This window comes from Streptomyces sp. NPDC046465, from assembly GCF_040646035.1.
Lineage (GTDB): Bacteria > Actinomycetota > Actinomycetes > Streptomycetales > Streptomycetaceae > Streptomyces.
The window spans coordinates 141,666-158,866 of sequence record NZ_JBEYZK010000001.1; the positions used below are offsets into that span (position 1 = coordinate 141,666).

At 71.5% G+C, this 17,201-nt stretch carries 16 protein-coding genes; 9 read left to right on the forward strand and 7 right to left on the reverse strand.

Annotated features, from left to right (window positions below; translation table 11 throughout):
- Positions 1 to 157 precede the first annotated feature (157 nt).
- From efeO to ABZ953_RS00660, 5 genes are all read left to right on the forward strand, one after another.
- Positions 158 to 1,321 carry an iron uptake system protein EfeO gene (gene efeO, locus ABZ953_RS00640; RefSeq protein ID WP_361715586.1) on the forward strand — a complete coding sequence of 388 codons (1,164 nt, stop codon included), beginning with the start codon at positions 158 to 160 and terminating at the stop codon, positions 1,319 to 1,321.
- Positions 1,322 to 1,347: 26 nt separating this feature from the next.
- Entirely contained in the window at positions 1,348 to 2,595 is a 1,248-nt protein-coding gene (gene efeB / locus ABZ953_RS00645) for an iron uptake transporter deferrochelatase/peroxidase subunit (RefSeq protein ID WP_361714397.1), read from the forward strand.
- 4 nt (positions 2,596 to 2,599) lie between these two features.
- Positions 2,600 to 3,454, forward strand: a complete 855-nt coding sequence (gene efeU / locus ABZ953_RS00650) for an iron uptake transporter permease EfeU (protein WP_361714400.1) — start codon at positions 2,600 to 2,602, stop codon at positions 3,452 to 3,454.
- 77 nt (positions 3,455 to 3,531) lie between these two features.
- The gene (locus tag ABZ953_RS00655) at positions 3,532 to 3,870 is read left to right on the forward strand and encodes a hypothetical protein (RefSeq protein ID WP_361714403.1); all 339 of its coding nucleotides are present in this window, start codon (positions 3,532 to 3,534) and stop codon (positions 3,868 to 3,870) included.
- A gap of 70 nt (positions 3,871 to 3,940) precedes the next feature.
- Positions 3,941 to 4,927 carry a hypothetical protein gene (locus ABZ953_RS00660; RefSeq protein WP_361714406.1) on the forward strand — a complete coding sequence of 329 codons (987 nt, stop codon included), beginning with the start codon at positions 3,941 to 3,943 and terminating at the stop codon, positions 4,925 to 4,927.
- Positions 4,928 to 4,962: 35 nt separating this feature from the next.
- Here the strand turns inward: ABZ953_RS00660 and ABZ953_RS00665 are convergent, their stop codons facing one another.
- Entirely contained in the window at positions 4,963 to 5,700 is a 738-nt protein-coding gene (locus tag ABZ953_RS00665; protein WP_361714409.1) for a bifunctional DNA primase/polymerase, read from the reverse strand.
- 170 nt (positions 5,701 to 5,870) lie between these two features.
- Here ABZ953_RS00665 and ABZ953_RS00670 point away from each other — a divergent pair, with 170 nt between their 5' ends.
- Complete coding sequence (locus tag ABZ953_RS00670) at positions 5,871 to 6,740, forward strand: glycerophosphodiester phosphodiesterase (RefSeq protein ID WP_361714412.1); 870 nt, start codon at positions 5,871 to 5,873, stop codon at positions 6,738 to 6,740.
- On the opposite strand, the gene ABZ953_RS00675 is transcribed toward ABZ953_RS00670, so the two are convergent.
- Positions 6,715 to 7,359 carry a TetR/AcrR family transcriptional regulator gene (locus tag ABZ953_RS00675; RefSeq protein WP_361714415.1) on the reverse strand — a complete coding sequence of 215 codons (645 nt, stop codon included), beginning with the start codon at positions 7,357 to 7,359 and terminating at the stop codon, positions 6,715 to 6,717. The genes ABZ953_RS00670 and ABZ953_RS00675 overlap by 26 nt on opposite strands.
- A 197-nt stretch (positions 7,360 to 7,556) precedes the next feature.
- Between ABZ953_RS00675 and ddaH the strand changes: the two genes are divergently transcribed.
- Positions 7,557 to 8,390: a dimethylargininase gene (gene ddaH, locus ABZ953_RS00680; RefSeq protein WP_361714418.1), complete on the forward strand. Its 834-nt coding sequence runs from the start codon at positions 7,557 to 7,559 to the stop codon at positions 8,388 to 8,390.
- Here the strand turns inward: ddaH and ABZ953_RS00685 are convergent, their stop codons facing one another.
- The gene (locus ABZ953_RS00685; RefSeq protein ID WP_361714421.1) at positions 8,391 to 10,403 is read right to left on the reverse strand and encodes a glycoside hydrolase; all 2,013 of its coding nucleotides are present in this window, start codon (positions 10,401 to 10,403) and stop codon (positions 8,391 to 8,393) included. It lies immediately after the preceding gene.
- A 250-nt stretch (positions 10,404 to 10,653) separates the two neighbouring features.
- Between ABZ953_RS00685 and ABZ953_RS00690 the strand changes: the two genes are divergently transcribed.
- Positions 10,654 to 11,142, forward strand: a complete 489-nt coding sequence (locus ABZ953_RS00690) for a hypothetical protein (protein ID WP_361714424.1) — start codon at positions 10,654 to 10,656, stop codon at positions 11,140 to 11,142.
- A gap of 4 nt (positions 11,143 to 11,146) precedes the next feature.
- Here the strand turns inward: ABZ953_RS00690 and ABZ953_RS00695 are convergent, their stop codons facing one another.
- The gene (locus ABZ953_RS00695) at positions 11,147 to 12,172 is read right to left on the reverse strand and encodes a small ribosomal subunit Rsm22 family protein (RefSeq protein ID WP_361714427.1); all 1,026 of its coding nucleotides are present in this window, start codon (positions 12,170 to 12,172) and stop codon (positions 11,147 to 11,149) included.
- Between the two features lie 74 nt (positions 12,173 to 12,246).
- Here ABZ953_RS00695 and ABZ953_RS00700 point away from each other — a divergent pair, with 74 nt between their 5' ends.
- Positions 12,247 to 12,768, forward strand: coding sequence for an N-acetyltransferase (locus tag ABZ953_RS00700; RefSeq protein WP_361714430.1), 522 nt, complete (start codon positions 12,247 to 12,249; stop codon positions 12,766 to 12,768).
- A gap of 52 nt (positions 12,769 to 12,820) precedes the next feature.
- Here ABZ953_RS00700 and ABZ953_RS00705 read toward each other — a convergent pair whose 3' ends face one another.
- The 3 genes from ABZ953_RS00705 to ABZ953_RS00715 all read right to left on the reverse strand — a co-directional run bounded on the left by ABZ953_RS00705 (position 12,821) and on the right by ABZ953_RS00715 (position 17,089).
- Positions 12,821 to 13,891: a serine hydrolase domain-containing protein gene (locus ABZ953_RS00705; RefSeq protein WP_361714433.1), complete on the reverse strand. Its 1,071-nt coding sequence runs from the start codon at positions 13,889 to 13,891 to the stop codon at positions 12,821 to 12,823.
- A 59-nt stretch (positions 13,892 to 13,950) separates the two neighbouring features.
- Positions 13,951 to 15,300 carry a multidrug effflux MFS transporter gene (locus ABZ953_RS00710; RefSeq protein ID WP_361714436.1) on the reverse strand — a complete coding sequence of 450 codons (1,350 nt, stop codon included), beginning with the start codon at positions 15,298 to 15,300 and terminating at the stop codon, positions 13,951 to 13,953.
- A gap of 154 nt (positions 15,301 to 15,454) precedes the next feature.
- Positions 15,455 to 17,089: an alkaline phosphatase D family protein gene (locus ABZ953_RS00715; protein WP_361714439.1), complete on the reverse strand. Its 1,635-nt coding sequence runs from the start codon at positions 17,087 to 17,089 to the stop codon at positions 15,455 to 15,457.
- Between the last annotated feature and the right edge of the window lie 112 nt (positions 17,090 to 17,201).

Here is a 17,201-nt window from a genome sequence, read left to right on the forward strand (position 1 = left end):
CCGTGATCGGCCCGTGAGCAGTCGTACGGCATGAGAGCTGAATCACTGCACGGGCGGGTATTACCGAGGTAAGGCTCGGTTAAGTTAGGTCGGCCTCACCGGCTTGCGGTGGGGCCGGAGCCCGTCCGTGACCCGTCTTGGAGCCCCTATGCGACCCGTGCGCCCCGCACGCCTCACCGCCGTCACCGCTGTCGCCGCCGTGGCCGCCCTGACCGCCGTCACGGGCTGCACGGAGAAGAGCGACGGCAAGGGCGGCGGGAACACCGTGCGAGTGACCGCCACCGACGACACGTGCGAGGTCTCCGAGAAGAAGCTCTCCGCCGGGCACGTCGAGCTGGCCATCGAGAACAAGGGCTCCAAGGTCACCGAGGTCTACCTCCTCTTCCCCGACGACCGCATCGTCAGCGAGCGCGAGAACATCGGCCCCGGCACGAAGCAGAAGCTCACCGCCGAGGTGAAGGCGGGCTCGTACGACATCGCCTGCAAGCCCGGCATGAAGGGCGACGGCATCCGCCAGAAGGTCACCGTCACCGGCGGCGGCAAGACCGCGAAGCGCGACCCCCGCCTGGACAAGGCCGTCGCCGCCTACCGCGAGTACACGCAGGAGCAGGCCGACGCGACGCTGCCGAAGGCGAAGGCCTTCACCGACGCCGTCCGCGAGGGCGACCTGGCCGCCGCGAAGAAGGCGTACGCCGACTCCCGCATCGGCTGGGAGCGCACCGAGCCCGTCGCCGAGTCCTTCGGCGACATCGACCCGAAGGTCGACGTGCGCGAGGACGGCCTCGAGGAGGGCCAGGACCCGGCGAAGGACTGGACGGGCTGGCACCGCCTGGAGCGCGCCCTGTGGAAGGACAAGAAGATCGGCGCCCGCGAGAAGCAGCTCGCCACGCTGCTCGACAAGGACCTCCTCGCCTGGCAGAAGCGGGTCGGCAAGGCCGTGATCACGCCGACCTCGATGGCCAACGGCGCCAAGGAGCTCCTCGACGAGGTCGCCACCGGCAAGGTCACCGGCGAGGAGGAGCGCTACTCGCACACCGACCTCGTCGACTTCAAGGCCAACGTCGAGGGCGCCCAGAAGTCCTACGAGCTGCTCAAGCCCGTCGCCGCCGAGAACGACGCGAAGCTCGCCAAGGAGCTCGACAGGCAGTTCGCGGCCCTGAACAAGCTCCTGGACAAGTACCGCGAGGGCGGCGCCGGCTCCTACGAGTTCACCTCGTACGAGAAGCTCGGCAAGGCCGACACCAAGGAGCTGTCCGACGGCGTCAACGCGCTCGCGGAGCCGCTCTCGAAGCTGGCCGCCGCCGTCGTCAAGACCAAGTGACCGGCGGGGAGAAACAGGGAGAGACGATGACCGAGGGCAACTCCCGCACCACGTCCCGGCGTTCGCTGATCGGCTGGGGCGGTGCCGGGCTCGCGCTCGGCGCCGCCGCGGCGGGCGGCGCGGTGGCGATGGCCCGTTCCGACGACGAGACGGCGCCCGCCGCCGAGTCGGGCACCGCCGTCCCCTTTTACGGCGCGCACCAGGCGGGCATCGCGACCGCCGTCCAGGACCGCCTGCACTTCGCGGCGTTCGACGTGAAGACGGCCGACCGCGAGGAGTTCGTACAGCTCCTCAAGGACTGGACGGACGCGGCGGCGCGGCTGACGGCGGGGCACGCGGTCGGCGAGGGCGCGTTCGGCGGGCTCACCGAGGCGCCGCCGGACGACACCGGCGAGGCGGTCGGCCTCAAGCCGTCCCGGCTGACGCTGACCATCGGCTTCGGGCCCTCCCTGTTCGAGAAGTTCGATCTCGCGGACCGGCGCCCCGAGGCCCTCGTCGACCTGCCCAAGTTCCCCGGCGACAACCTCGACAAGGCCCGCAGCGGCGGCGATCTGTGCGTGCAGGCCTGCGCGGACGACCCTCAGGTCGCCGTGCACGCCATCCGCAACCTCGCCCGCATCGGCTTCGGCAAGGTCGCGGTGCGCTGGTCCCAGCTGGGCTTCGGCAAGACCTCGTCGACGACGCCGGACGCGCAGACCCCCCGTAACCTGTTCGGCTTCAAGGACGGCACCCGCAACGTGTCGGGCCGGGACTCCGCCGCGCTCGACGGCCACGTGTGGGTCGGCGAGAAGGACGGGCCCGGCTGGATGACCGGCGGCTCCTACCTCGTGGCGCGCCGCATCCGCATGAACATCGAGACGTGGGACCGGACCTCGCTCGGCGAGCAGGAGGACGTGTTCGGGCGCGACAAGGGCAAGGGCGCCCCGGTCGGCAAGGCCAAGGAGCACGACGAGCCGTTCCTGAAGGCGATGAAGCCCGACGCGCACGTGCGGCTCGCGCACCCCGACGCCAACCACGGGGCGACGATCCTGCGCCGCGGCTACTCCTTCACGGACGGCACCGACGGCCTCGGCCGCCTGGACGCGGGGCTGTTCTTCCTCGCGTACCAGCGGGACGTCCGCAAGGGCTTCATCCCGGTCCAGCGCGGCCTGTCGCGCTCCGACGCGCTCAACGAGTACATCCAGCACGTGGGTTCCGCGGTCTTCGCGGTCCCGCCGGGCGTCCGCGGCAAGGACGACTGGTGGGGCAAGAGCCTGTTCACCGGGAAGGCGTGAGCCGATGTTCGGCAACTATCTGATCGGCCTGCGCGAGGGTCTCGAGGCCAGCCTGGTCGTCTGCATCCTCATCGCCTACCTGGTGAAGACCGGGCGGCGGGACGCGCTCCTGCCCATCTGGATCGGCATCGGTGTCGCGGTGGCGCTCGCGCTCGGCTTCGGCTGCGCGCTGACCTTCGGCTCGCAGGAGCTGACGTTCAAGGCGCAGGAGGCGCTCGGCGGTTCGCTGTCGATCGTCGCCGTGGGACTGGTGACGTGGATGGTCTTCTGGATGCGGCGCACCGCGCGGCACTTGAAGACCGAGCTGGGCGCCAAGCTCGACGCGGCCCTGCAGATGGGCACGGCCGCGCTGGTCGCGACCGCGTTCCTCGCGGTGGGCCGGGAGGGCCTGGAGACGGCTCTCTTCGTCTGGGCCTCGGTACGGGCGTCCAACGACGGCTCGCACGGTCCGCTGGTCGGCGTGATCCTGGGGCTGCTCACCGCGGTCGCGCTCGGCTGGCTGTTCTACAAGGGCGCGGTCCGCATCAACCTCGCGAAGTTCTTCACCTGGACCGGCGCGATGCTGGTCGTGGTGGCGGCGGGCGTCCTCGCGTACGGCGTGCACGACCTCCAGGAGGCGGAGTTCGTCGGCGGCCTTCGGGACAAGGCGTTCGACATCAGCGCGACGATCCCGCCGGACAGCTGGTACGGCACGCTCCTCAAGGGCATCCTCAACTTCCAGCCTGATCCGACCGTGCTGCAGGTCGTGGTGTGGCTGCTTTACCTGGTGCCGACGCTGGCGTTCTTCTTCGCGCCGGGACTCTCCGCCTCGCGGGGGCCCCGGGAGGCGGCGAAGGCAACAGTTCCGGAACAGGGCTGACCGGGCTGCGGCGGGCTCGAACTCCCGTGCCTATGATCGACGTTCATCCTGTTGATCGACACCTGAGGACTCCCCCCATGCGAACGTCCCGTTTCGGGAAGAGCATCGCCACGCTGACCGCGGCGACCGCCGTGGCGCTCGGCGCCTCGCTCATGACCGCCCCCGCCGCCTCGGCGGTCGGCGGCAGCGCCTGCACCAAGAACGTCAAGAACCACAACATGATGGTCATCAACGTGGGCGCCACCGCGTACTCGGGCCCCGGCTCCAGCTACAGCAAGCGCAAGCGCCTCGAGTGGTTCGACAACGTCTACGTCCGCTGCTACACGGTGAAGCGCGGCACCCAGTGGTACTACGGCGACCTGCCGCGCAGCAGCAAGCGCGGCTGGGTCAACGCGCAGCTCCTGCAGGAGATCTGACCCGCACCGCACGGCCTCTTCCCGGGCCCGATAAGGTTCGGGCCCGGAAGGGGTAGGTGAAGGAATTCCGATGAGCAGAGTTCGCAGGGTTCGCGGTGCCCGTCGGCCCGTCCTGGCGTCGGCGGCGGTGACGGCTCTCGCGCTGAGCGCGAGCGGCTGTGTGACCGTGCACGGTGAGCGGGAGGTCGTCCCCGCGGCCACCACATCCGAGGCCGCCCGCGCGCTCAAGGACTTCCTCGCCGCGTACAACAAGGCCGACAAGACCTACGACCCCGCCGCGGACGCCGCCCGCATCACCGGCCCGCTGGGCGCCATCAACCAGGGCGGCCTGAAGTCCCGGCGCGTGCAGCACCCGGACGGCAACTCCCACCACGTCCCGCTCGACCTCACCGACGTGTCGTACGCGATCCCGAAGAAGGCCGGCTGGCCCCGCTACTTCATGGCCGACACCCGGGCCAACCGCCGCTCGGACCTGCGCTGGCTGTGGGTCTTCACGAAGGGCGGCCCCGACGAGCTGTGGCGCGCCACCTATCTGAACCTGGTGTCGCCCAAGAAGATGCCGGAGCTGAAGAAGGACAAGGACGGCTTCGCCGAGCCGGTGGACGTGGCCGCGAAGGATCTCGCGCTCGCCCCCTCGGCCCTCGGCAAGGAGTACACGTCGTACTTGAAGTCGGGGGGTGACGCCTTCGCGCCGGGTGACCACACCTCGGGCTGGAAGGCGTACCGCGACAAGAACTCCGAGCGCGCCGGGCTCGCCGTGCAGTACGTCGACGAGCCGCAGAACGGCGGCGCGTTCGCCCCGCTCGGGCTGCGCACCGAGGACGGCGGCGCGATGGTGTTCTTCTCCACGCACCACTACGAGAAGCAGACCGCGTTCAAGGGCCTGAGCCCGAAGGTCGGCCCGGACGCCAAGGCGCTGCTCAAGGGCGAGGTGCGGCAGTCCCTGCTCCTCGACCGGGTCTCGAACCAGGTGGTCGTCGACCCGAAGAAGCGGGGCGGCGAGAAGGTGGCGTTCCTGGGCCGCATCCAGGGCCTGACGGCCGCCAAGGGCGCGTAGCCCCCCTGGTCGCGGCTCTCCCCCGACCGCGCGGCTCAGCCCCGCAGCGGCCAGGCGGCGACGTCGTGCTGGGGCTCCCCCGCGACCCGCGCGCATTCGTCGGTGAGCGTCTCCAGGAGCGTCAGCGGGTCCGGCAGGGGATGCTCGGGGCCACGCAGCCAGCGCACCTCCCGGTCATCGGGGAGCCGGGCGGGCGGCACCAGTACGTACGAACCGCGGCAGTGCCAGCGCAGGCCCGGGTGCTCGTCCATCGTCTCGGGGTGGCAGTCGAGCTCGCAGGGCCACCACTCGTCCTCGTCCTCGGGGGTGCCGCGGGTCGCGGTGTAGAAGAGCGCCCGGCTCTGGCCGTTGCCGGCGCCCGACTCGGCGACGGGGCCGACCTCGATCCCGGCGGCGAGGAGCCGCTCCAGGGCTTCCAGACCAGCGTCCAGCGGCACGTCGAGGACGTCGTGGATCATGCCGGTCGCGGTGATGAAGTTGGCCTGCGGCTGGTGGCGTGCCCACCGCTCGATCTGGCCGCGGTCGGTCGTGGACTGCGTCTGCCAGGCGAAGGAGACCGGGTGCCGGGCGGGTGTAGGGCAGCCGACGCGGTCGCAGGAACATCGGTACCCCGAGGGATACGCGGCCGGGGCGAGCGGCAGCCCGGCCCCCGCCGCGGCAAGGAGCAGGTCCTCGCGGGCCCGGTCCTCCGCCGCCGTGTCCTTCGGACGGCGGCGAAGCCACTGGGAAATCCTGCCCTGTCCGCCGGACCGGCTGCCGAACTCCGCGCCCATCTAGCCCCTCACCTCGCCGTTGTGCCGAAAGCTTGACCTCATGGTCCCACCATCCTGCGCCCCGGGGGGCCGGAGTTCACATCCGGGGTGGCCGGGGCGATGCCAGCCGCTGGGGGCCAAATCGCGCCATTGGGAAGTAAGGAGTGATTTTTCCCCCTACCGTGGTCGTCATGGTCATTAAGACTGTGCTGACAGGCCTCACGGCGCTGACCCTCACGGCACCGAACGGCTTCCTCGCCCCGATCGAGTGGGGCGGCGGCCCCCTGACCGTGGAGGCGCTCCCCCGCGTCGTCTACACGGCGCACCGCGGCGGCGCCCTGGAAGTCCCGGAGAACAGCATGTCGGGCCTGCTGACGGCCTACCGACGCGGCACCGCGCAGGTCATCGACTTCGATACGCGGATACTGCGCGACGGCACGCTCGTGGTCATGCACGACGACACCCTGGACCGCACCACGTTCTCCACGGGCCCGGTGCGCGCCCTGGACCGCTGGGACTGGCTGGGCGTCCGGCTGCGCCCCGGGGTCACGCTGCCCGGCAACTGGCGCCCGGAGCGGCCGCCGACGGTCGCGGAGGTCCTCGACCGGTTCGGCGGCCGGATCATGCTGATGCTGGAGGCCAAGGACCCGCAGAGCCTCAAACCGCTCGCCCGGCTGCTGCGCGCCCGCGGTCTGACCCGCTCGGTCTTCGTGAACAGCAACAGCCCCGCGGTCGCCATGCGCGCCCACGAGCTGGGCCTGCTCGCCCAGCTGTGGCGCTCCAAGACCCAGATGCGCACGGACCGCCCGGAGGGCTGGGCGCCCTACGTGGACGTCCTGGACGTCGACTACAAGGCGCGCGACAGGGATCTGGTGCGGGCGGTGAACTCGGGCATCCCCCGCGTGTGGGCGCACACCGTGACCTCGCCCAAGCAGCGCGACCGGGTGCTGTGGCTGGGCTGCAACGGCGTGATCACCGACGCCCCCGGCCTGCTCTCGCGCACGCCGGTCAAGAAAGTCAAGAAGGTCAAAAAGGTCAGGATTCCGTCGGGCGCGGTGTGATGCCGTAGAGCGCGTACTCGACGAGCGTGTCAGCGTACGCGTGGGTGAGGGGGCCCGAGCGCATCAGCCACCGCTGGGCGAGCGGGCTCGTCCACATTTCGAGCGCGATACGGGGGTCGATGGCGGGCCCGACCTGGCCCGCCTCCTGGGCCTGCCGCACGCGCTTCACGTAGAGCTGGAGCTGGGGCTCAAGGAGCTTCTCGACGAACTCGGCGCCCAGCTCGGGGTTGAGCAGCCCTTCGGCGGCGAGCGCGCGGTAGGGGGCGTCGTACTTGGCGTCGTTGAACTCGTCGACGGTGGCCCGCATCACGTACTTGAGGTCGGCCTCCAGGTCCCCGGAGTCCGGGATCGACGTCGCGATCTCGTCCTGGCCTGCCTTCTCACTGACCTCCCGGGCGGCCTGGTCGGCGAGGTCGAGGAAGGCGTCGAGGAGGACGGCGCCCTTGGACGGCCACCAGCGGTAGATCGTCTGCTTGCCGACGCCCGCGCGGGCCGCGATGGCCTCGATCGTCAGTTTGGCGTAACCGACCTCGTCGACGAGGGCGAGGGCTGCGTCGTAGATCGCGTGGCGCGAGCGTTCGCTGCGGCGCGTGGAGTCAGGGGCGGTCTTCTGGGCCATGCCTTCGAATGTAGCAGCGAGCCGAACCGATACGTACCGTCTCATCGCCGCCGGTGAGCCGCCCCGGTGGCGGCGAGATGACCATCTCTGTAACCACCCGTTCGGTTCACAGCGGCGAGGGCTCCTCAGACCGCACTATGGGCTTCAACTGCCCCACCAAGGGCGGCAGCTGACCCTGCGGTCGTGAGGAGCCTTCTTTGTCCCGTAATCCTCGCTCTCCTCGGCGCGCCACACCCCGGCGCTATCTGATGTGCCCACCGGCACACTTCAAGGTCACCTACTCCATCAACCCCTGGATGGATCCCGCCAAGCCGGTCGACGTCCCCCTGGCCATCGCCCAGTGGGAGGACCTGCGCGACCGGTACCGGGCCCTCGGCCACACCGTCGAGGAGCTCACCCCCCGGCCCGACCTGCCGGACATGGTCTACGCGGCGAACGGCGCGACCGTCGTCGGCGGACGCGTGCTCGGCGCGCGCTTCGCCTACCGCGAGCGCGAGCCGGAGGCCGAGGCCCACCTGGAGTGGTTCCGCGCGCACGGCTTCACCGAGATCCACGAACCCACCCACATCAACGAGGGCGAGGGCGACTTCGCCGTCACCGCCTCCTACGTCCTGGCCGGACGCGGCTTCCGGGCCAGCCCGCTCTCGCACGGCGAGGCCCAGGAGTTCTTCGGCCGCCCGGTGATCGGCCTCGACCTGGTCGACCCCCGCTACTACCACCTGGACACCGCGCTCGCCGTCCTGGACGACGCGGCGGACGACGTCGTGTACTACCCGCCCGCCTTCTCGCCCGGCAGCCGGGCGGTGCTGCGGCGGCTCTTCCCCGACGCGTTGATCGCCGAGGAGCCCGACGCCGCGGCGCTCGGGCTCAACGCCGTCTCCGACGGGCTCCACGTGGTCCTTCCGCAGGCCGCGGTGGGCCTCTTCGGACCGCTGCGCGAACGCGGCTACGAACCCGTCGGGATGGACCTGAGCGAGCTGCTCAAGGGCGGCGGCAGCGTGAAGTGCTGCACACAGGAGCTGCGGGCCTAGCTAGCTCCGGTGCAGCTTTGCCGGGCAGAGCCGGCGCGGCTCGTCGTCGCCCTTGAGGCGGGCGTCGACGCAGCCGCCCGGCAGCCCGTCGTGCGCCTTCGTGCCGAAGTTGGCCGTGACGGTCAGCGTGCCCCTGCCGAACACCGTGCGCTGGACGTCGTGGTCGGCGCCGAGGCGCCGGTAGGAGGTGAGGGGCTCGGTGCCCGCGGCCTTGTGCAGGGGCGCGAAGTACTTCTGCAGGGCGGCCAGTTCGGCGCCGTGCTGCTTCAGCGACGGGCCGTCGAGGACGTAGTTGAGGGGGGTGTTGTAGAGCATCGCGAGCAGGGCGCGGGTGGTCTTCTGCCGCGGCAGCTTCTCGTAGGAGATCTCCCAGCGCTCGGTGTTGACCAGGGAGCCGTGCAGCGCGGTCTCGTAGAGCGGGACGCGGTAGCGCGGGTCGTACATCGCCTTGGCGAGGTCGGCGGGCAGGTCGACCGGCTTGAAGAAGAACTTCGGCCCGGCCTCCGGGTAGTAGGCGCCCCACTTCTCCTTGTCCTTCTGGAGTGCCCAGATGCCGTCGGCCGGGGGCGTGCCCGCGCCGTGGTCGAAGGCGACGGCCTTGTTCGCCCAGGCCTGGGCGGTCTCCGAGCCGAGGACGAGGCCGTCCTTGCCGTACTCCTCGATGCGCTTCATGCGCGCGAGGCGGTTCTTCCTGTCCTGCGCCTTGGTCATGGGGTGGCTCTTGGCGTGGTCGCGGAAGAGCTCGCCGGTGGCGTCGACGTCGAGGAAGAGGCTGTCGGCGCCGTTGGCGACGACGGAGCGGGTCCGGTCGGCGAGGTAGTGGTGCTTCTTCTCCGCCTGCTCGAAGGCCTGGGAACTCATGTAGCAGCCCCGGTCGCCGAAGCCGGTCTGCGGCTTGCCGTCGGCGCGGCGGACGCAGAAGTCCGGGTAGAGGGTGCCGGGCCAGGCCGACGCGGGGTTGTCGGCGTCGGCACGCGGCTGGCCGTTGTCGAAGGAGTCATACGGGCCGACCAGGTATCCGGCCTTCTTCGCGGCGCTCACCGCGGCCTTGTCCATCGGGTCGGGGCCCGCGTCGTAGCCGAGCCACATCCGGTCGACGCCGAGCTTCTTGAGCTGCTCGACGGCGGGGGCCTTGCGGGCGTCGCCCCAGGTGTAGGCGTGGAAGGCGCCGAGGAGCCGGCCGGTCGCCGGGTTCTTCGCGATCTTCCGCTTCAGACTGCCGAGTTGGCCGCGCTCGGCGAGGTAGGAGCGGTAGTCGGCGGCGGGCGCGACCGCGTTGCCGTCGGTCAGGGCGAAGGTGACGGAGTAGTCGCGGGTGCCGTCGCCGCCGTCGAAGGCGTGCTTCGCGGTGGCGCGCAGCCGGCCGCCGGGGGTGGTGAAGCCGAGGGTGGTGCCGATGTCGGTGGGCGTGAGGTAGCTGACGCCGGTCTTCTTGCCGAGGGAGTAGCCCCACAGCGGGAGGGTCAGGTCGGCGCCCACATCGACCGTGCTGCCGCCGAGGCCGCCCTTGCCGGTGGTCCAGAAGGCGTCCTTGACGGGGATGTCGAGGCCTTCGCCGCGCGGCAGCTGGAGGGCCGAAGCGGTGGCGTCGGTGCCGGTGACGGGCCAGCTGACGGAGGTGTCGCGGTCCGCCTTCAGCGTGAGGGAGAGGCGGCCGTGGTCGGTGCGGGCGGTGACGTCGATGCCGCGCTCGGGATAGCTCCAGCGGGCCCGGCCCTTGCCGGAGCGGGTCACGGGGCCCGGTGCGCCGAGGTCGGTGCCGGAGGCGTCGGAGAGGGTGAGGTCGCGGCCTTCGCGGGTGTGGGCGCGGACGGCGAGGGTGCCGGTGTCGACGAGGGCCGTGCCGCCGTCGACGGCCAACTCGACCTGCTTTCCGTGGGGCTGCTCGGCGCCGGCCGTGAAGGCGTACGTGGTGGCGCCGGCCGCGACGACCGCGAGCGCGATGGACAGGGAGAGGAAACGGGTCTCCGAACGCCTGCGGGCGTGGCCTGGAGAGCTGCTCTTGGTGGGCATGGGAACTGAATAGTCGGCGGGGTTAAGAACCTTCTAAGAACCGGAGGGAACCTTCTGAAAAGTGGAGGGCCCGGTGAGGCGCCCCGCTAAAAGGAGGGGCAGTTCAACCACCTGTCTGACAACGTGCTACCAATACGTGCGCACAGGTACACAGGTGCACAGACCGGCCTGTGCGAACGCATCGCCACAACCAAACAGTTGGGTCCACAGGGGCCCAGGGGGAAGAAGAGGTATCAGCGCAGTGAATCGCATGCGCACGTCCGCCGCAGTTCTGGCCACCGCGGGGGCCCTTACCGCCGCTCAGCTCGGCCTGGCCGGTTCCGCCTCCGCGGCATCCGGACCGACCGCCGTGAAGACGGCGCCGCGCGCCGTCGCCGGCTGCCCGATCAACATTGTCTACCCGAAGCGCTTCTACTACGACGCGCACGGCAATGTCACCAACGGCGGCCTGTACTTCGGCATCAAGAGCAAGACGACGAAGAGCATCAAGAAGGTCACTTTCACGGTGACCAACACCAAGAACATCCGCTTCAAGAAGGCGACGCCGACGGGCGGCAAGATCACCCACCGGACGACGAAGACGGTCTCCGTCTACGACAAGAGCCTCAAGGGCAAGGCGAAGCTCGGCTTCAAGGTGCAGACCCGGCTGCTGAACACCCGCTCGTTCGGGGTGAAGTTCACCCTGCGCGGCACCGGCTGGAACTGCTCGGTCAACCAGGGGACCTGGGGACCGGCGTAGCCGGTCAGCCCGCGGATTCCGCGGACCGGGGCGGCCAGGCGTCGCCCCAGTCCGCGTCGCGGGCCGCGCGGTAGAGGGGACCGTGGCGCTTGGTCACGGTCTCCTTGCGCAAAGCCTCCTCCGCCCCGCACAGGTCGAGGAGGACCTGACCCTTGCGGATCTGCGGGCGGCGGACGACCCGGGAGGGCGCCGGATCCGGCGCGAAGCGGACCGCCGCGACATAGCTGAACTTCTCGTCCTCGTACGCCAGTGAGCCGCCCTTGACCTGGCGGTGCAGGGACGACCTGCTGACCCGGGCCGAGAAGTGGCACCAGTCCGTGCCGGGCTCGATGGGGCAGGCCGAGCTGTGCGGGCAGGGCGCGGCGATCCGGAAGCCCGCCGCGATCAGCCGGTCGCGCGCCGCCATGATCCGCGCGTAGCCGTCGGGGGTGCCGGGCTCGATGACGACGACGGCCTGCGAGGCCGCGTCGGCCGCCGCGTCGACGACCGAGCCGCGGTCGGCCTCGGTCAGCTCCCCGAGCACGTACGACACCGTGACGAGATCAGCGCTCTCGATGGCGAGCGATGCTCCGATACGAGAGCGCTGCCACCGCACGCCACTCAACTGCCGCTCCGCGTCCGCCAGTTCGCGCCCCAGGGCCAGCGCGGGCTCGGCCCAGTCCAGGACCGTCACGGGCCGCTCCCCCGCCCACGTCGCCGCGACCGCCCAGGTCGCCGCGCCGGTCCCGCCGCCCACGTCCACCTGGCTGCCCGGCGCCCACCCCTCGGGCGCCGCGTCCGCGAGCGCGGCAAGGGCCGAACGGACCGCCTCGAAGGTCGCGGGCATGCGGTACGCGGCGTACGCGACGACGTCCGCGCGGTCGCGCAGGATCGGGGCGTCGGTCGGGGTGCGGCCCCGGTAGTTGGCGATCAGCCGGTCGACGGCCTGGGTCGCCTGCCGGGGCGGAAGGCCGTCCAGGAGCCCGGCGAGGGCGGTGCGCAGCGTCTCGGCCGGAGAGGTCGGAGAAGTCGGGGGGAGGGGGGCGTTCACCCCGTGATTCTACGGGGGTAGGAGGGTGGCAGGAGCAGACGGTGAAGTGGTGAACGGTGTGGAGAGGGAGCGTCATGAGCACAGAGCTGCGTCGGGCCCGGGTGTCCGACCATCCGGCGATCATCGAGCGCGTACAGACCTGGTGGGGCGACACCCACTCCCCCGAGCAGTCCCGCGAGCTGTCGCTGCTGCTGCCGAAGCTGTTCCTGCAGTTCTTCTCGCACACGAGCCTGGTCGCGGAGTGGGACAGGGAGCGGGGCGGGGAGCGGGACAGGGAGATCGGGGCGTTCCTCGTGGGGCTCCACTCCACCGACAACGACAGCGACGCCTACATCCACTTCGTCGGCGTGGCCCCCGCGCTGCGCGGCCGGGGCGTGGGCCGCGACCTCTACACGGAGTTCTTCCGGCGGGCCGCCGCCGCGGGCCGCAAGGAGGTGCGCTCGGTCACCTCGCCGCGCAACACCCGCTCCATCGCGTTCCACCGCGCCATGGGCTTCTCCCTCGAACCGGGTGACCGGGAGGTGGACGGTCTTCCGGTGCACAGCGACTACGACGGCCCCGGGCACGACCGGGTCTGCTTCCACCGGACGCTGTGAAGCGGGCCCCGTGAACCGGGCCGCGTGAACCGGGCCCTTTACGCCTCAGGCGTCAGCGACCCCGCGCCGCCCGCGCGAGCCGCGTGCCCGCCGCCGCGCGGGGCCCGCTGTCCGCGGCCCCGCGCCGGGGGTGCACCGTGTTCGCGAGCAGCACCAGGAACGTGTCCGTCGCCGGGTCGAGGACCAGGGACGTGCCGGTGAAGCCGGTGTGCCCGGCCGCGCCGCGTCCCGCCAGCTCTCCCATGAACCACGGCTGGTCGATGCGGAAGCCGAGACCCGGCTCCGCCAGCATCAGCTCGACGAAGTCGGGGCCGAGTATGCGGGCCCTGCCGTACGAGCCGCCGCACAGCAGCGTGCGGCAGAACACCGCCAGGTCGCGGGCGGTGGAGAAGAGGCCCGCGTGCCCGGCGACCCCGCCGAGCGCCCAGGCGTTCTCGTCGTGCACCACGCCGCGCAGCATCCCGCGGTCGGCCTTCGCCCACGGCTTGCGCTGGTCCTCGGTCGCGGCGGCGTCGGGGCGCGGCCCGAAGCCGGTGGCGGTCATCCCGAGCGGCCGGGTGATGCCGTCGCGGACGAGGGCGTCGAGGGGGCGGCGGGTGAGGCGCTCCAGGATGCGCTGGAGCAGCAGCATGTTCAGGTCGGAGTAGACGTAGTCGCCCGCGACGGTGACCGGGGCCTCCGCGCGCAGGGCGGCGAGGCGCGCGGCGTCGTCGGGGCGGTCGTACAGCGGCAGCTCGGGGCGGAGCCCGGAGGTGTGGGTGAGGAGCTGGCGGACCGTGATGCCGTGCTCGGCGGCGGCCGTGAACTCGGGGACGTACGCCCCGACGAGCGCGTCGATGCCGAGCGTGCCGCGCTCGAGCTGCTGCACGGCGGCCACCGTGGTGAAGAGCTTGGTGAGCGAGGCCAGGTCGAAGGGGGTGGTGGTGCGCATCGGCACGCGCCACTCGCGGGGCAGCTCGACCCCGGTGTCGGTCTCCGGGTCGTACGCGGCGTAGCGCACCGCCCAGCCCGCCGCCTCCTGGGCCGCGATGACGGGTCCGCGGCCCGCGACGACCACGGCGCCCGCGCACCAGGGGCGGGGGCCGCGGGTCAGGTCGCGCACCTCGCTGACGAGGTGGCCCATCTCGTCGGGGTCGAGGCCTGCCCGCTCCGGGGAGCCGGGGCGCAGGAGTCTTGGTGTGCTCAGTGGTCCGCCTCCTGCGTGGGCGGATGGGTGGGCGGATGCGTGGGCGGACGCTGCCAGGGGCGGCAGAGTCCCACGAAGCAGGCGATGGCCGCCAGCGCGCAGACGAGCTGGACGACAGCCATGGGGACGGCCGTGTCCTCGCCCGCGATGCCGACGAGCGGGGACGCGACCGCGCCGACGAGGAAGGAGGTGGTGCCGAGCAGCGCCGACGCCGAACCGGCCGCGTGCGGGGTGCGGATCAGCGCGAGCGACTGGGTGTTGGGCATGGCGAGGCCCATCGACGACATGAGGACGAAGAGCCCGGCGGCGACGGGGAACAGGCCGACGTCGCCGAAGACGCCGGTGGTCATGAGCAGGAGCGCGGTGGCGGCGGCCGTGATCATCGCCAGGCCGATGCCGAGCACCTTGTTCAGGCTGGTCCGGCCGACCAGGACCTTGCCGTTGAGCTGGCCCGCGGCGATGAGGCCGACGGAGTTGACGCCGAAGAGGAGGCTGAAGGTCTGCGGGGAGGCGCCGTAGATCTCCTGGATCACGAAGGGCGAGGCGGAGATGTACGCGAAGAGCGCGGCGAAGGCGAAGCCGCCCGCGATCATGTAGCCGGTGAAGACGCGGTCGGCGAGGAGGGACTTCATGGTGCGCAGCGCCTCGACGGTGCCGCCGCTGTGCCGCTTCTCGGGGGCGAGGGTCTCGGGCAGCCGCCGCCACACAAGGAGGGTCAGCGCGGTGCCGACGACGGTGAGGACGACGAAGATGCCGCGCCAGTCGGTGAAGCGGAGGACCTGGCCGCCGATGAGGGGGGCGGCGATGGGGGCGACGCCGGAGATCAGCATCAGGGTGGAGAAGAAGCGGGCCATCTCCACGCCGTCGTACAGGTCGCGGACGACCGCTCGGGCGATCACTATCCCGGCCGCGCCCGCGAGGCCCTGCAGCAGCCGGAAGCCGATGAGCAGCTCGGCGGTGGGCGCGAAGGCGCAGGTGGCGGTGGCGAGGACGTAGACGAGCAGGCCGATGAGGAGGGGGCGGCGGCGGCCCCACTTGTCGCTCATGGGACCGACGACGAGCTGGCCGAGTGCCATGCCCATGAGGCAGGCGGTCAGGGTCAGCTGGATGGTCGCGGCCGGGGCGTGCAGGACGTCGGTGACCTCCGGCAGGGCCGGCAGGTACATGTCCATGGAGAGCGCGGGGACTGCGGTGAGGCCGCCGAGGACGAGCGTGACCAGGGCGCCGGTACGACGGAGGGCGGCGGGGCCGTTCGGCTCCGCCGCCTTCGTTGCCTCCGCCGCCTCCGCCGCCTTCGTTGCCTTCGTTGCCGGATGTGCTGTTGTGGCCTGCCCGAGCTCAGGCATCGTGCCCCTCCCATGCGCTGCGTGTACGTCACCATGGTCGCAGCTATGGGCTTCGCCCCGGAACGCGGTGCACGTGGCTCGGTCAGTCACCGGGTTCGCCGGGTTCGCCGGGTTCGCCCTCAATCGCCGGACGGGCTGGACCCGCCCGGGGCGGTTACGCGGGCTTCAGCCCCGGATCGCCCGCCTCCGTCACGAAGGACGCCGCCGTCCTGATGGGGGCACCCGGCGTGGTGACCGCGGAGACCGTCTTGAAATCGGCCCTGGCGGAGTCCTTGCCGTAGCCGACCGTCACGTAGCCGCGGCGGCCGTTGTAGAACTTCATGTGCGGGTTGGCCTTGGTGTACGTGTCCCAGTTGGCCGGCTTGTCCGCGCCGTCCTTGCCGCTCGCGATGGACGTCGCGACGATCTCCGTACCGACCGTGCGCGAGGACGGGTCGTCGAAGTCGGCCTTGATGTCGAAGGCGTAGCCGACGTGCACGTCGCCGGTGAGGACCATGAGGTTGTCGAGGCCCGCGGCCTTCGCGCCCGCGAGGACCCGCTGCCGGGAGGCGCGGTAGCCGTCCCAGGCGTCCATGGAGAGCTTGGCCTGCGCGTTGAGGTCAAGGCGCCGTTCGGAGAAGGTGACCTGCTGCGGGACGACGTTCCACTGGGCGCGCGAGCGCCGCCAGCCGTCGAGGAGCCAGCGCTCCTGGGTGGCGCCGGTGATGGTGCGCGCCGGGTCGTCCGACTCGGCCCCGGGGACGTGGGCCCCGTCGCCGTACGCCTGGTCGGAGCGGTACTGGCGGGTGTCGAGGATGTCGAACTGGGCGAGCCTGCCCCAGGTCAGGCGCCGGTAGAGCTGCGCGTCGGGACCGCTCGGCAGCTGCTTGCGACGCAGCGGCTGGTTCTCCCAGTACGCGCGGTAGGCGGCGGCGCGGCGGAGCAGGAACTCGGCGGGCGGGTCGTCGTTCTCGGAGACGTCGCCCGCGTAGTTGTTCTCGGCCTCGTGGTCGTCCCAGGTGACGACGAAGGGGTGCGCGGCGTGGGCGGCGCGCAGGTCGGGGTCGTGCTTGTAGAGGGCGTACCGCAGGCGGTAGTCCTCCAGGGTCTTGGTCTCCTTGTTGAAGTGGGCGGGCAGCGTGCGGTCGGTGTAGTTGCGGGCGCCGCCTGCCGCGTTCACGGCGTACTCGTAGAGGTAGTCGCCGAGGTGGAAGACGACGTCGACGTCGTCCTGCGCCAGGTGTTTGTACGCGGTGAAGTAGCCGTCGTGGTAGGCCTGGCAGGAGACGGCGGCGAGGGTCAGCGCGCCGGGGCGGCTGCCCGCGGGCGGCGCGGTGCGGGTGCGGCCCGTCTCGCTCACCCACCGGCCGGTCCTGAAGCGGAAGTAGTACGTGCGGCCCGCGTCGAGGTGGTCCGCCTCGACGTGCACGGTGTGGCTGAACTCGGGGTGCGCGGTGACCGTGCCGCGTCTGGCGACGCGCCGGAAGCGGGCGTCGTGGGCGAGCTCCCACTGGACGGTGACGCGCTCCTGGGGCAGGCCGCCGCCGGGCTCGTAGGGGGCGGGGGCGAGGCGGGTCCAGAGCAGGACCGAGGAGGGCAGCGGGTCTCCGGAGGCGACGCCGAGCGTGAAGGGGTTCTCGGTGATGCGGCGGGCGTCGAGCTCGGCGGCGCCCGCGACGCCCGCGGTGGGCAGGTTGGTGGCGAAGGCGAGCGCGGCGGCGGCGCCGGTGACGGTGAGGAAGCGACGGCGCCCCAAGTGGCGGGCGGCGGCTCGGAGCTCGGACGCGTGCTGCTGGCCTGCGGGTGTCATGGGCCCTCCCCTGACGATTGGTGTCAAGGGCATGTAAGTGGCGGGGGACGACCTGGGCCTGTCGCGTACACAACAGCCGCATGGCGGGCGGATGATGTCCGCGTGGACAGCC